Genomic DNA, 14,179 nt, shown 5'->3' with positions numbered 1-14,179 from the left:
TATTATTATGAAGCGACACCCTAAATCATCCAAAAACCTTAACCTACTTTTATTTCTTGGAATTTTTATCTCTATTGTATCCTGTAGCAATGACCGCTCTTCACTGTTGGATGGACAAATTGAAGATGTTAAATTGTCTGCCACTACAACGGATACCGTTGTTTATGCTCTTGTGGATAATGTAAAGGTTCCTGTCTATTTATCCATTCCAAAAGAATGTTCCAATAACGGTCCGTTTCCAGCCGTTGTAGTCATGCATGGGTCATATGGCCTTTGGTACCAAAACAGTCCAGATAGCAAAACACTGTCCGGTCAATTTAAGGAATGGCAAACTATCCTGGCCCAAAACTGCATTGTAAGTGCTTTTGTGGATAGTTATACAGAAAGAGGGGTTATTACAAGAACAGGAAAATGGGCCGAGCTACCGAATAACATAAGAATTAGTGCTCAATTTGTGCGACCTAGAGACGCAAACGCCACTCTTGCCTTACTACAAAATTTAAAATATGAAGACGGAGCCTCCGTGGTAAGGGGCGAAGATATTGCCCTTTTGGGATTCTCAGATGGAGCCACCTCTGTTGCTTCAACCCTAATCGATACTGACAAGGTTCCCGAAGACTTTGAGTGGACTCAAAGCGATGACGGTAAAATCTATGATGCTTCTGATGGAATTTTGTCACCACAGCCCAAACCAGAGTTAGGCTTTTCCGCAGGAGTTTTTTATTACGGAGGTTCTGTTGGTTACAACTATTGGGGAAAGCACCCATGTGGTTTGGAAGTTTTGGATGAAAATGTGTTTTATCCGTATGCCCCAATGCTCTATCACATACCCGGTAATGATAACCTCACAGAAAATACACTTTGCATGCTGAACCTTCTGGAAGAAAAAGGAGCTCCAGTGGAAAGTTACTTCTATAACGATGCCGACCATAGTTTTGACTATGACGACATACCTGAAAGTAAGCTTGCACGCAACCGAACCATTGCGTGGTTAAAAGAAGTATGGAGTATGAACTAATACAATAATTACCAAGAACCATTTTTATGGACAAAATTTAAGGTCCCTTATACACCTCATTCAAGAGACCTTTAGTCAACCTTCACAAAAAGTTCCCAAGAACCACTAGGCCAAAATGCCTAAAACGTCCATGAATACTGGATGACCTATTTCAACCTATGGGATTCCATAAACCATCTGGGAACACAAAACCTTCATCCTCAAGAACAAAAAAGAACAAGTCCCTTATAAGGGATAACATCTGAATACCTAAACATAGAATTAAAATGAGAGAGAGCTTTCTTGAAAAATGGATTTTAGATTTAGTCAAGTCTGAATACGAACATGGTAGAATCCCTAAAAAAGCCACATATAGACTTAGGGAAAGAATGGATGATTTTATAGAGGTAACCATTGAATGGATGGACAAAGAAAATAACCACTATAAAATTGTATACAATGCTAGGTCATTTGGCAAAAAGAAAACAAATCAAAAATCTGAAATCGCCGAAGACCCAAATTCGATATTTGAACTAGAGAACTATTATACTTTAGAAATACACACCTACCTCAACCATATTAAAAGGAATTATAGCACAAGGAAAATTGCCAATTATGATGTTATGAACGTTGTTGGTCAATTGGAACTTTCTGATGAAAAAAAGGATGTTGAAACCTAATTATTGAACTTTCTCAGATGATAAGGTTGGCCCGTTATCCTCAGTTTGCTTTTTAGTGGATAATGGGTCAGCCTACTTTAGGGTATAAATGTACCATAAATGGATTCTACACTAAACAACACCTTTCCATATGCATTTCACCTATGAAATCGAGCATTTCATCGCATGGGAAATATCCGTCAATTGAGAACCACCATCTGTATATTCATGTACTATAATCCAATCTACAATTTGTTACTTGGTACAAGATTTAAACGTTCCCTAAGTTTTTAATCAAATATGTTTTATGCAACTCTTAACCATCATTTGGACGTTAATTTGCGCAGCGATTATCATAGGATACCCCATATACCTTTTTAATAAATCCTCATCCATTACAGATAAAGAAGGAGAAGCTTCTAAACCCTTACCGTGTAATACAGTAGAATTATTGTCATTTGACATCAGACATCAGTTGCCTGGTTGGTCATTTACCATTGATGTTCCTCAAATTACCGAAGATGTACTCTACAACAGCCCAATTCTTTTTTATCTGGAATCGGAAGATAAATGCCTTAAACTTCCTTTTAACAATGCTACGTTAGGATATACTGCAAACGTTTACAAAAATGTTGGTAAAGTATATGTCACGTTCAAATCCCTTAATGATGGAGTATCCAATTTTTATATTCCTGCTTGGCATCTGAGCAAGTTGAAAATCCTTATTATAAAATCACGTGACAAAAGAATTTATGGGGATTGGGGTGCAAAGCCAAACAAATCGCCCATTCATAAGGGACTTGTAAAGGCTGGGATTAACATCAATGACTATGAAGATATTTTGGGTTATTTCAGCAATATTGCAGCAATAGACTTTAAAGGACATTTTATAGCTCCTATGCCCAAAAGAGCAAAGCCCAAGGCACCTGAATTACAATCCCAAGATCAAAAATTGTATTCCACGGCCTGAAAATTATACGAAAGGTTATCCACATGAATCCATAGAGGCATTCCGTAAACCCAGAACCCGTTTACATCAAATAGCACCTATGAAATGTATTTAACAAGATTAGTTTTATGCCCATTAACAATTAACAATGGAAAAAAAGAAACACAGTCTTTGGGCTGCACGCAGACTACTATGGTACTGTCTTCAGTTCTGGCGATGAAGATAGTGCAGCCCTCTATTTGTGTTTTCTCTTTTGGTTATAAATACATCTACAGTAAACAACTCACCATGAGTATCTTTTTAGTAAAGCTGATAGCTAGTATGGGGTTATGCTGCGCAACAGTAATATTAAGAAAAGAAAATGGTGAGTTATACTTTTCAATAAAATTTTTGAATTACTAAAATAAACCTCAACATTATGAAAACCTCTCCTTAGTTTGACTAAATTTAATACTCAGTAGTTTAGTTCTAAGACCATAAACGCCACTCTCCCCCAAATCCATAATTGAACCCAATTACTGCTAACAAGTATACAGACCTGCAGTACAACCAATATCTGTTATTTGTTTTTAATGCTTAGATTTATCTAATTCTGTAAAAGATTAAATCATTGGATTATCTTTACAAGAATAGAGGATTGCTGTTGAAAATTCTTTTGAGGAAAACAAATTGGTCCCATAGGGAGCAACGTCCATAACCCAGTCTGATGACATTGTTGAACAGTGAAAGGCAAAATACCAAGAGCATTCTATTTGACAATCTAAATCAAATAGAAATCCGACCCTTCTTTCTCAAAAACACAAAACGATACTATTCTTTCAAAGGGCATAAGAAAAATACTTCTTATTGTTTTGGCAATAACTTAACCAAGTTCCAAACAACTATTAACCCAATAAAAAACACCGCATGACTTTAAAAGTAGTAATCATAGAAGACGAAAAACACAGTAGGGAAACCCTAAAATCCATGTTGGAAGAGTTTTGCCAAGATGTTAAGGTGATTGCCACCGCAAGTTCAGTGAAAGAAGCCGTTAAAGTACTTTCCATATATAGCCCAGATGTGGTGTTCTTAGATATTGAATTGCAACCAGGGCTAGGTTTCGATGTTTTGGAGCAGATAAAGGAACCAAGTTTTGAAATCATATTTACAACTGCCTTTGAAAAATATGCCATTAAAGCCATAAAATTCAGTTCACTTGATTACCTGTTAAAACCTATTGATTTGGTTGAACTCCAAGACGCAGTAGAAAAAGCCAGAAACCAAATGGACACCAATGTATATCGACAACAAATCGATACGCTAATGCAAAGCTTATCAAGAGGTACCAGTAGGCAAGAAAAAATCTGTCTTGCCACCACTGCCGGAATGGAGTTCATAGCCATAGACGACATTATTCTTTGCAAAGCTGATGGTTCTTATACCTGCTTCGTCCTGAAGAACAAAAAAACATTATTGGTAAGCAAGCATCTTAAAGAATATGAGAACCTTTTGGCCGATCAGCAGTTTATGCGAGTGCATAACAGTTTTCTAATTAATCTAAATGAAGTAAAGAAATACATTAAGTCTGATGGTGGCTATATTATTATGAGCAATAACATGCATGTAAGCATATCCCCAAGAAAAAAAGATGACCTTATTGAGGCAATGAAACGTTTATAATACCTTACCTCCTACTTTCAGTTCTTTTCATTTTCCTTGGAATCCAAAAGGCCTTTCGTGAATTCGTTCAGCGCCTCAACTTTTTCCTCAAAATTGCCTTTTAGCGTATCTCGATATGAATTGAGGTTTTTCACCAAATCATCGATATTCTCTGGAAGAACATCTTCAAAAAACTGACGTAAACGTTTGGCCGTTGTGGGTGATTTTCCGTTAGTGGAAATGGCAACTTTCACATTGCCCTTCGTTACGATTCCGCCCATGTAAAAATCACAATACGGAGGATTATCCGCCACATTTACCAGTATACTTTGCTTCCGGCAATCATGGTACACCTGCTCGTTTACTTCTACCTTATCCGTACAGGCAACCACAATATGCTTTCCATCTAAAAAATCAGCGTTGTATTCCGCCTTTGTGATCTCAACAGAATGTTTTTGGGCCAAAGCCAAGGTTTCGGGCAAAAACTCAGGAGCCACCATTTGTACTTGGGCATTGGGACTGGATTTCAACAAAAAGGTCAACTTCTCCAAACCCACATTACCACCGCCAACAATAAGCACGTTAAGATTGGAAACCTTTAAAAAAATGGGATAGAGTTCATTCCTTTCCATACAATCTTGCTTTTGCTCCTCCAAAGGTATTGGTTTAAGGCAAGCTATCCCATTCTTTTATAAAATCCTTATGGTACTGGCCAGCCTATTTTTTAATGACTTTTCCTCCACTGGATAGCACTTGACGAACAATATCAGCATCACCTTTGTAGTAAAGCCGACCATCAGAACTTGCAATAACATCAATGGTCTCGAAAACCGTCAGATAGGCTTCAGCATCAGAAGAAAGCTCAATTTCAAGGTCATTGATATGTAAAGCGTACCCCTTTAACTCAGCATCTGAAGATAATATCGCATCCACATGGTCAACAGTACCCAACAAATCCACCGTGGCATCAGCAGAAAGTCGAAACACAGCATTGTCAATAGTGGCTTCCCCATCCAAGTAAGCACCTGAGGATAAGTCGAAATACGCATTCTTGGCCTCCAAATAAAGTTCTGCATCACTGTCCGACTCGGCTCTGAGCTCAAAATCTTCTGAAACAATATCCCCAATAAAGTGCCCATCTGAACTCAAATTGATAGAAACACTGTTCGCATGAAGCGGGTTTTCCAAAAAAATGGCCGCATCCGAGGATGCCTTAAACCAATTAATGTTCCTTGTAGTGATGTAAAGGTTCAAGGTCTCCCTGCCCTTGACCCTGATGTTGTTTTCCAACTTCACCACCAATTTGTTTCCTTCCATAAAGACATCCATCTTATTAAAAAGATTGTCATTAGCTTCAATTTCCACACGCTCCTCCGTTTCCGAAAAAGTTACATAGGCGTTAAAATCCGTTGCCACCTGAAGTGCTGTAACATTCTCAAAGTCATAGTTTCTAGTGGACACCTCATCAGAGACCCACACAGTTTCCTGTACACAAGAAGTTGCCATTAACCCCATCGCCAAGGCGATGGTGGCATGTTTAAAAGTTTTCATGCTGTTCGTTTTTTGATGTAAATGATTCTTAGGAACCCAACTCTCGCTCCAATTGTAAAATGGGCATCCAATGAAAATTTATCGCGGACCACTCATTAATGTCAACATCTTCGGAACTTCTTAGAAATACGGTCCCATTTTCTGTGAAGACGTGGCTGGTTAGGATTCCTTTATTGATTGATTGTTCGTTTTTTGATCTACTGGCCATCGTTCAAATGTTTTTTATAGCGATTTCTTCCCATATTGAAAACGCCTACTTTTAGGCCGATTCCACCTGAAAACCCATTAATATTTCGCAGCGGGCTGTCTTCCAGCTCCAATTTGCTGGAAAAGCGATACTTGACCCCAGCTTCCAATTGCAAGTATCTAGAAATATTGAACAAAAGACTCACCCCTGGTTCTGCCACAAAAACTGCATCAATGTCATCGTCATTAATATCCCCTATTCGATCGTCAAAATCATTTCCGTAATATCCAACTCCCCCTGCACCGATCAATAAGGGAAAGGAAAGATTAATGGTAGATTTACTGAATAGAATGGGTTCCAGATGTATTCCGCCATAGCCCCCTATCAAATCCTCATTTAGGGTCCTTGGATTATCCTGTTCCGAATACAGAACGACCCCAGAGAAACCAACCTCAAACTGTCGGTTGGCCACATAGGCCACTTTAAGACCTCCCAAATAGGTGGATTTCCCCCTCATTTCCCCATAATATGTGGTAAGTCCCAAGTACACCCCGTGAACTACGTTCTTACGGTCGTTAAATTCAATGTAATCCGAATTTCCCTGAGTTTGTTGGCCCCATGTAACACACCCAAATAGTAAGATGGGAAGTAACGATTTTAGTTGTATCATGTTTCGTTTTTTGATTTTCATTCTAAAGACATTCAAAATTTGAAAGGGTTGCATCAGAATCAATTTTTTTCAGATTTTTAAAAAAATCAATCTGTCAGTACAATCACCCCTTTTATTCCGTTGATCGAAAAACTACCCCGCTCACCCGTTCCATATTTAGCTGTAATTTCCCTGATCTTGCTTCCTTCATTAGTGACTTGGGTGTTGATATTGGTAAAAGTCTTGGGAACACGCAAAAGTCCTTGCTCCAAAGTTGCCCTAAAGTCAAATGCCATTCCTGTTATGTCCACATTGATTTCGGAGGATTCCTGCACTATATTGATGTTTGCGTTGGAGCTGGAAATCTTTTTGATATCAATCTCTGCAATTCTTAGTGTTAGGAACAACTCACTTGTTACACTGGCAATGTCTGCATTCGAGAATTTAAAATCGCCACGTAGGGCATCAACCGATTCCAGTTCCACTTCATCCTTACTGGAGTACAGCTCCAAATCTGAAATATCGCCAAGCCGTATATCACTGCCACTACTGATTATTTTCAGTTTTTGCGCTTTGTCAATGTCAATACTGCCATTGTCCATCTTAAGATTACCATAGTCCAGATTTCTGGCATGGAATTTTCCAAAACGCATATCCACTTTTGCGGTTGAAATATTTCCGTTGATGTAGATGTCGCCATGTTGCAAATCGGTTTCCAAATCCCCTTTCCAAGAATCAATGATGATGTCCCCAAACTTGTTGGTAATATTGAGCTCTGCATTTATGGGCAGATACACCTCATAATCAATCTGCACGTTGCTTTTATCAAAGTCAAACGGATTGGCTTTGCTGAAGTATTTCGCGAAAATATTAGCATCCCGGTCCTTGATTTCAGAAATAAACTGGATAAAATTCCCAGCTTGAATAGCCTTGGGCTGAATCCGATCCAATAATTTTTCGGCACTCTCATCCTTCCTATGGTTTACTTCTATGGAGATGGAAACCCTTACCTGATTTCTTTCCCATCCATTGATGACCACATTGCCATACTTGTTTTCTATATGGACTTTCCCCGTCGGAGAAAGATCGTAGGTCTTATCCCATCGCTTGCTTCGCTCATTTTGGGCAAAGACCATGAATGTACACAGCAATAGAGCTACTGTTACCCCAATGTTTTTATAATACATACCCTTCATAATCCATTTCTTTTTTGGACGCATTGATTTGCTTCAATAAGTTCTCAATCAGTTCAATGCGTTTTTTATAGTTTGCCACAATCGCTTCCAACACCCGTTCGTTGTCCAGGTTGTTTTGCATTTCCAATTTTAATTGTTGATATTCCTCGTCCAGTTCGTCCATAAAGGATAGGAACTCCTCTTTGTCATCATCCGATAACTTGGGATGATTCTGCACCAACTCCACCTGTTGATGCACCAAATGTTGGTAGTGCATATCAATTTCCAAGAGTTCCTCATTGGCATAAGCATCCATATGTTGTGTTGGCGTTTTCAATGTGAAAAATGTCATCACCGATAGTCCCAAAAGCAAAACAATGGAGGCCGCTGCCCATAACTTTTTGGATCTCCACAGTGGAATAACCTTCGTTTCTGGTTTTTCATCCAATTGGGAGGTAATTCCCTGCCACAACTTGTCCTTATCCACTTTATGGACATCAAATGCCTGTTTATTTTCCCGTATTTGTTTTTCAAAATTGTCCATCATAGCTCTTTTACAATTTGAATAAGTTTCTTTTTAGCACGGTGGTATTGCGATTTGGAAGTAGAGGTGGTTATCCCCAAAATTTCCCCAATTTCAACATGGTCATACCCTTCAATCAAGTACAGGGTGATAATCTGTCGGTAGCCTTCCGGAAGTTGTGTTAGCCCCATTTTAATTTTATCAATTTCAAATTGGTCCGGTTCCGCTTCCTGTTCGTCATCCATTAATTCTCCCTCATTTTCCATGGAGGAAAGCAACAATCGTTTTGCTTTGAGATGGTTGATGCTCTTGTTGATCACAATCCGTTTTAGCCAAGCGCCAAACGTGCTCTCAAACCTAAAAGAGTCCAACTTTTTAAAAGCCTCCACAAAACTCTCCTGAATAATATCCTCAGCATCCTCCCGAATGGTCAGCAACCGCATAGCAACATTGAACATGGCATCCACATACAACCCATACAACTGGTATTGCGCGTTGCGATCCCCTTCTCTACTCTGCTCCACCAAAGCTTGGTGCGTAAAACGTACGTTTGCTTCCAAAAATTCTGGACGGTTATTCAATGACGGCTAAAAATAATCCTATTTCATTCTATCCCAATGACAAATCAAAAATGAAAAGGTTGCACCAAAGTGAATTTTTTTCAAAAAAAACCTTCAACTACAGTTGAAGGCTTGCATGCATGAGGTTATGTTGATGTTTGGTTTCCGTTTTTCGCGAAAGAATTATTGCGATTCTGAGGATTTCTTGAGTTCCTTGAACTGATATCGTAAAAATACTTCATGCGTACCTCCGGTATAATTTGCCAAATTGGAGGTGGTAAGGTCATACGCGTATCCTGCATTTAAGTTTGGGGTAATTTGAAGACCCAGTAGGGTTGAAAAAGAATCGTCCCACCGATAGGCCACCCCAAAGGTGAAGGTTTCCCTGAGGACTGCGTTAAGAGAGACATCGGCAATAATCGGTGCACCAGGCACCCATTTTACAAAGAAGGCTGGCCGCATGACTATCTCCGAAGTCAGGTCAAAGAACTTCCCTCCCATAAAATAGTAGTGCAAGCGCTCTGCGGCTATTTCCTGCTCTTCGCCGTCATAATGTTTTTGTGAAAAAAAGTTGGGTATGGCAAAGCCCAAATAACTATCCTTGGTCTGGTAGTATAGTCCCGCACCAATGGTAGGGAAAAATTTGCTTTGCACATTATTTTGAAAGGCCACATCAGGATTTTGGGTCAATCCTTTGGAGAAATCCACATCAAATAATCTACCTCCCACTTTCATTCCAAAAGACAGTTTTCGGTTTGTACTGTCCAATTGAATCGTATAGGACACATTACCGTCCAAGAAAATTTCCGAAGATGGTCCAAGAGCATCATGGGCCAAAATTCCTCCAACACCTAATTTATTTTCCAACGGAGTGTCCACCGCCAAAACTTGTGTATTGGGTGCCCCGTTTACACCCACCCATTGGGAACGGTGCATCAACAGCGCAGTGAGATACCCTTGCGAACCAGCATAGGCAGGATTCACACTCATGGTGTTGTACATGTATTGGGTGAACTGCGGGTCTTGCTGTGCCGAAACCGTAAAGATTCCCAAGAGTAAAACCGCTAGATAGGTATGCCCCATTCGTTTTTTCATTCGCGATATGTTGTTTGCGCCGTTCATCCCTTTTTTATCGATTTAGATACAACCAATCCGTTCTGGGTTCGGAACCATCCCCCAAATCCAACACATAATAATAGGTTCCTACCGGCAATTCATCTTCTTTTTGAATAATGGCCCTACCGTTGGGCGTTCCATCCCAATCGTTGTTATACCCGCGTTTTTGATACACCACAGTTCCCCATCGGTTATATATCTCAAGTACATTTCCGGGATATCTAGAAATGCAATCAATGGTGAAGAAGTCATTAACGCCATCCCCATTGGGTGAAAATTCATTGTACACCACCAAACAGGTAGGTTGCACCAAGGCTTCGGCTGAATCATTGCCCGTATTGGTATCCAATTGATCCACAAATACCAAGCTTGCCGTATTTAAATAGTCTTCAAAATCCAAAACCTCTACGGTTACATCGAGTTGGGCAGTTTCGGAAACTTGTAGCACATCCAACTCCCAAAAACCGCCACCAGCATCATACAATCCCACAGATGCTGAAGAACCCACCAAGCGATAACCGTTTGGCAGTTGCTCTTCAATACCAATATTCGTTGCTGGCACATTACCTTGGTTGGTCACGGTAATGGTAAAAACAACTTCATCCCCAATATTGGGTTCCAATCGGTCCACTACCTTCGTGATGGCCAAATCTGTGGTTTGGGGCACCACAAAGGCGCTGGCCTCGTCATCATCAGCAACACCATCCGAATAATCATCGGTTGCGTTGCCTTCATTTGGATTACTATCTGGGTCTGAAAAATTACTGGCCGTTATTTCGGCTACATTGAGATATTCATTAGCTTGTCCCGTAGGGGTGTTCACCACGGCCAACAGTTCAAGCGTTTCACTGTTCTGATTGAAAATTGTTCGGTTGACATTCCACAAGCCGTTGGCAGGGTTGTAGACCCCGGCAGTGGTTGTATGCGATTGATAGGTATAGCCTTCGGGCAATACATCGGTGATCACTACGCCAGTTGCATCCGTAGGGCCATCGTTAGTGACGCTGATGGTGAATCGGACCACATCGCCCACGTTAGGAGTAGCATTATCCACAATCTTGGACAAGGACAAATCTGCCAAACCATCCGGTACCGGCACTACGGTAGCTTGATCATCTTCCGATGGAACATTATTGTTGGGGGTGGAATCTGGGTCATAGGTGTCCAACGCAATCAATTCCGCAGTATTTCTATAATCCCCATTGGGCAATATCACTGCCGTAATTTGAAGGGTTGCCCATGTACCGCTGTTCAGATTTCCAATATCCCAAGAACCTACTATCTCGTCATAAGTTCCCTCTGAAGGCGTAGCAGCTACAAAACTATAGCCTGAGGCCAATACATCTTCCACAACCAAGCCTGTGGCATCATTGGGGCCTGTGTTGTTTACGGTAATGGTAAACACTAGTTGATCTCCTGCAGACGGACTTGGATTGTCCACCGTATTGGTAATTGAAATATCCGTAACATGCCTTGGGGTGGTGGATTGCTCATCTTGGTCATCTTCAGTTGGGTCGTTGTTGCCTGGAGCAGAATCTGGGTCCGGTATTACGGAATTCATCAACTCGGCCTGGTTTACATAATCTCCAGAGGCATTTACTTCAACCACCATATTTAGCGTTGCGTTGCCTCCTGCAATTAGGTTGCCTACATTCCAAATACCTGAATTGACATCATAAAATCCGCCTGCATCATCAGAAATATAGGTATATCCGGAAGGCAATACATCTTCCACTACCAAAGCAAAAGCATCACTTGGACCCTCATTGGTCAAGCTGAGGGTGAAGGTGATGGTATCAGCAACATCGGGAAATTCATTATCAACAGTCTTGGTTAGGGTCATATCCGCCGAAGGAATGGGAATGGTTCCCGCACTGTCTTGATCATTTTCAAAAATATTGTTATTGTTAGGGATTGAATTGGGGTCATCATTGTTGGATGAAACCACTTCGGTCACATTAAAATAGTCCCCCGTTGGGTTCACCGTGGCCACAATATTCAAGGTTTCTGTCACCCCATCGGGAATAACATTGTTCAACTCCCAAATTCCTGTGGTGGAATTATAGGTTCCCGCTGTTCTACTGTTTGAAACATAGGTGTAGCCGGAAGGCAACAAGTCCAATACCTGAACCCCGGTGACATCACTCGGCCCCAAATTGGTAATATTGATATTAAAAATGACATCCTCACCCACAAATGGACTCAAATTGTCCACAGATTTTCGCAAGAGGAGGTCGGATATCGGTATTGGAACTGGTGTAATGGTCTGTTGGTCATCCTCCGCTTCACTGTTGTTTCCCGGAGTTGAATCCAAATCCGTCTCAGTGAGGCCCGTAAGTTCCGCGGTATTGGCATAGTTACCGCTGGATAGAACATCAGCTGTTATCGTAAGGGTTTCTGAGGTGCCGCTGGCCAAACTTCCTAGGGTCCATGACCCATTCACATTATTATACGTGCCATTAGTGGCTAGAGCGTTCACAAAGTCATATCCTGAAGCTAAAACATCCGTGACCACCAAGTTTGTAGCGTCGCTGGGGCCATCATTTTGAACCGTTACTGTAAAATTTATCTGATCACCTACATTTGGAATCAATTCATCCACGTTTTTGGTCACTGAAATGTCAACAATGGGAGTGGGATTTACCACAACCTCATCTTGGTCATCTTCACCCGGAACATTATTGTTAGGGGTTGAATCGGAATCGGCCTGGTCATGGCCCGTAATCTCGGCTATATTGGTATAATTGCCCGTCGCGTTAACGTTGGCAAGAATACTCAGGCTTGTGGAACTTCCATTGGCAAGGGTACCAACAGTCCAGATACCGCTAACCGCGTTGTAAGCTCCACCTCCATTATCCGAAACATAGGTAAATCCTGATGGTAATAGATCCGTAACCTCTACTGAGGTGGCATCACTTGGACCCGCATTGGAAACGGTTAAGGTAAATCTTACATTGTCACTCACCAATGGTGGAGATTTATCAATCACCTTGGTCAACGAAAGGTCAACAACTTCCACAGGGGTAACGGATACGTCACCCTGATCATCTTCGGAAGAGACACCATTTCCCGGCGTTGAGTCCAAATCATAAGCATCAGATTGCCAAATCTGGGAAGTATTGGTATGGTTTCCCGTAGCGTTTACGGTTACATTGATGGTCAAAGTTTCGGTTGCCCCATTGGCCAAAGTACCTACATCCCAAAAAGCACTTCCAACATTATAGGTTCCGGCAGTCGCTGTGTATGAAACATAGCTATATCCAGATTGCAGTTGATCTACCACCCGTACATTGGTGGCATCATCAGGGCCATCATTGGTTATGGCTATTTCAAAACTAATGGCCTCTCCCACAAAAGGTGTAGTATTCCCTCCTACAATGGTTTTGATAAGGGATAAATCCGCTTGAAGCGGCGCTACCGCTATTGCGTCTTCATCATCTTCGCTTTGGTCTCCATCATCATTATTGGGCACACTATCATAATCTAATTGGCCACTAGCGGTTACCTCTGCACTATGAATAAACTCACCCAAAGTTCCAGTGGGGGTTAAAACTGAAGCATTAAAGGTCAACGCAACCGTATTGTTTCCCTGCGGAACCGTAAGACCGGTCCACGTAATGGTTCTAGATCCGAAATTATAGGAACCTGAATTGCTTATGGCGGAAATACTGCTACCATCAAAACCTGTCGGAATAATGCTTTGGACAGAAACTCCAGTGGCATCAACATCTCCAAAATTACTCAGGTTGATGGTAAAAGTGACCACATCGCCAACATCTGGGGTACTATTACTGGCTAATAGTTCCAATTCCAAGTCAACTCCCTCTATGGTGACCCCAACGGTATCCGAAGCAGTATCACAGGTAATATCCGATACGGTCCATTCAAAAATATAAGTGCCCAGACTCATCCCAAAAACCTGGGCGTTGGGATCATTTGTACTGGAGAAACTAACCAAGGTGGGGCCGGACAATTGTGTCCAAGTACCAGAACCTATGATTGGGGTAGAAGCATTTAAAAAAACTGATGAAGTCTGCGACAAGGTTTGATCTGAGCCTGCATCCACCATACACAGCTGGGCATTCCCAACTTGTGCTAAAGTCAGTGCAAACAAAAAAGCCAAAATAAAATGGATTTTGTACTGGCGGGATTGGGGTTTGTTCATAGTTTAGAGG

13 protein-coding genes are annotated in these 14,179 nt (G+C 41.1%); 4 read left to right on the top strand and 9 right to left on the bottom strand.

Annotated elements, in window-relative coordinates; all coding sequences use genetic code 11:
* The first annotated feature begins 7 nt into the window (after positions 1 to 7).
* The 4 genes from AB1A65_RS06190 to AB1A65_RS06175 all read left to right on the top strand — a co-directional run bounded on the left by AB1A65_RS06190 (position 8) and on the right by AB1A65_RS06175 (position 4,264).
* A complete protein-coding gene (locus AB1A65_RS06190; protein ID WP_366586794.1) occupies positions 8 to 1,018 on the top strand; it encodes a hypothetical protein in 1,011 nt (336 codons plus the stop codon).
* Positions 1,019 to 1,284: 266 nt separating this feature from the next.
* Positions 1,285 to 1,677, top strand: coding sequence for a hypothetical protein (locus tag AB1A65_RS06185; RefSeq protein ID WP_366586791.1), 393 nt, complete (start codon positions 1,285 to 1,287; stop codon positions 1,675 to 1,677).
* Positions 1,678 to 1,963: 286 nt separating this feature from the next.
* On the top strand, positions 1,964 to 2,626 hold the full coding sequence (locus AB1A65_RS06180) for a hypothetical protein (RefSeq protein WP_366586789.1): 663 nt from the start codon (positions 1,964 to 1,966) through the stop codon (positions 2,624 to 2,626).
* Positions 2,627 to 3,511: 885 nt separating this feature from the next.
* Positions 3,512 to 4,264, top strand: coding sequence for a LytTR family DNA-binding domain-containing protein (locus AB1A65_RS06175; RefSeq protein ID WP_366586787.1), 753 nt, complete (start codon positions 3,512 to 3,514; stop codon positions 4,262 to 4,264).
* Between the two features lie 17 nt (positions 4,265 to 4,281).
* On the opposite strand, the gene AB1A65_RS06170 is transcribed toward AB1A65_RS06175, so the two are convergent.
* From AB1A65_RS06170 to AB1A65_RS06130, 9 genes are all read right to left on the bottom strand, one after another.
* Positions 4,282 to 4,875 (bottom strand): bifunctional precorrin-2 dehydrogenase/sirohydrochlorin ferrochelatase, encoded by a 594-nt coding sequence (locus AB1A65_RS06170; RefSeq protein ID WP_366586784.1) that lies wholly within the window; start codon positions 4,873 to 4,875, stop codon positions 4,282 to 4,284.
* An 85-nt stretch (positions 4,876 to 4,960) separates the two neighbouring features.
* The gene (locus tag AB1A65_RS06165; RefSeq protein WP_366586781.1) at positions 4,961 to 5,794 is read right to left on the bottom strand and encodes a DUF2807 domain-containing protein; all 834 of its coding nucleotides are present in this window, start codon (positions 5,792 to 5,794) and stop codon (positions 4,961 to 4,963) included.
* Between the two features lie 28 nt (positions 5,795 to 5,822).
* Positions 5,823 to 6,002 carry a hypothetical protein gene (locus AB1A65_RS06160; protein ID WP_366586779.1) on the bottom strand — a complete coding sequence of 60 codons (180 nt, stop codon included), beginning with the start codon at positions 6,000 to 6,002 and terminating at the stop codon, positions 5,823 to 5,825.
* On the bottom strand, positions 5,992 to 6,651 hold the full coding sequence (locus AB1A65_RS06155) for a hypothetical protein (RefSeq protein WP_366586777.1): 660 nt from the start codon (positions 6,649 to 6,651) through the stop codon (positions 5,992 to 5,994). Before AB1A65_RS06155 ends, AB1A65_RS06160 begins: the two co-directional genes overlap by 11 nt.
* An 86-nt stretch (positions 6,652 to 6,737) precedes the next feature.
* Positions 6,738 to 7,826, bottom strand: a complete 1,089-nt coding sequence (locus AB1A65_RS06150; protein WP_366586775.1) for a hypothetical protein — start codon at positions 7,824 to 7,826, stop codon at positions 6,738 to 6,740.
* A complete protein-coding gene (locus tag AB1A65_RS06145; protein ID WP_366586773.1) occupies positions 7,807 to 8,352 on the bottom strand; it encodes a hypothetical protein in 546 nt (181 codons plus the stop codon). The genes AB1A65_RS06150 and AB1A65_RS06145 overlap by 20 nt, the downstream gene beginning before the upstream one ends.
* Positions 8,349 to 8,888 carry an RNA polymerase sigma factor gene (locus tag AB1A65_RS06140; protein ID WP_366586771.1) on the bottom strand — a complete coding sequence of 180 codons (540 nt, stop codon included), beginning with the start codon at positions 8,886 to 8,888 and terminating at the stop codon, positions 8,349 to 8,351. The genes AB1A65_RS06145 and AB1A65_RS06140 overlap by 4 nt, the downstream gene beginning before the upstream one ends.
* Before the next feature lie 183 nt (positions 8,889 to 9,071).
* Positions 9,072 to 9,983, bottom strand: a complete 912-nt coding sequence (locus tag AB1A65_RS06135) for a type IX secretion system membrane protein PorP/SprF (protein WP_366586769.1) — start codon at positions 9,981 to 9,983, stop codon at positions 9,072 to 9,074.
* Between the two features lie 34 nt (positions 9,984 to 10,017).
* Positions 10,018 to 14,169: a gliding motility-associated C-terminal domain-containing protein gene (locus AB1A65_RS06130; RefSeq protein WP_366586767.1), complete on the bottom strand. Its 4,152-nt coding sequence runs from the start codon at positions 14,167 to 14,169 to the stop codon at positions 10,018 to 10,020.
* Positions 14,170 to 14,179: the final 10 nt, after the last annotated feature.

The organism is Allomuricauda sp. ANG21 (genome assembly GCF_040705235.1).
In the GTDB taxonomy this organism is placed as follows: Bacteria; Bacteroidota; Bacteroidia; order Flavobacteriales; family Flavobacteriaceae; genus Flagellimonas; species Flagellimonas marina.
This window is presented reverse-complemented; position numbering and strand designations above follow the sequence as displayed.

Coding starts and splice junctions, on each gene's coding strand:
- AB1A65_RS06190 (WP_366586794.1), top strand. CDS start 8: ATGAAGCGACACCCTAAATCATCCAAAAACCTTAACCTACTTTTATTT.
- AB1A65_RS06185 (WP_366586791.1), top strand. CDS start 1,285: ATGAGAGAGAGCTTTCTTGAAAAATGGATTTTAGATTTAGTCAAGTCT.
- AB1A65_RS06180 (WP_366586789.1), top strand. CDS start 1,964: ATGCAACTCTTAACCATCATTTGGACGTTAATTTGCGCAGCGATTATC.
- AB1A65_RS06175 (WP_366586787.1), top strand. CDS start 3,512: ATGACTTTAAAAGTAGTAATCATAGAAGACGAAAAACACAGTAGGGAA.
- AB1A65_RS06170 (WP_366586784.1), bottom strand. CDS start 4,875: ATGGAAAGGAATGAACTCTATCCCATTTTTTTAAAGGTTTCCAATCTT.
- AB1A65_RS06165 (WP_366586781.1), bottom strand. CDS start 5,794: ATGAAAACTTTTAAACATGCCACCATCGCCTTGGCGATGGGGTTAATG.
- AB1A65_RS06160 (WP_366586779.1), bottom strand. CDS start 6,002: ATGGCCAGTAGATCAAAAAACGAACAATCAATCAATAAAGGAATCCTA.
- AB1A65_RS06155 (WP_366586777.1), bottom strand. CDS start 6,651: ATGATACAACTAAAATCGTTACTTCCCATCTTACTATTTGGGTGTGTT.
- AB1A65_RS06150 (WP_366586775.1), bottom strand. CDS start 7,826: ATGAAGGGTATGTATTATAAAAACATTGGGGTAACAGTAGCTCTATTG.
- AB1A65_RS06145 (WP_366586773.1), bottom strand. CDS start 8,352: ATGATGGACAATTTTGAAAAACAAATACGGGAAAATAAACAGGCATTT.
- AB1A65_RS06135 (WP_366586769.1), bottom strand. CDS start 9,983: ATGAAAAAACGAATGGGGCATACCTATCTAGCGGTTTTACTCTTGGGA.
- AB1A65_RS06130 (WP_366586767.1), bottom strand. CDS start 14,169: ATGAACAAACCCCAATCCCGCCAGTACAAAATCCATTTTATTTTGGCT.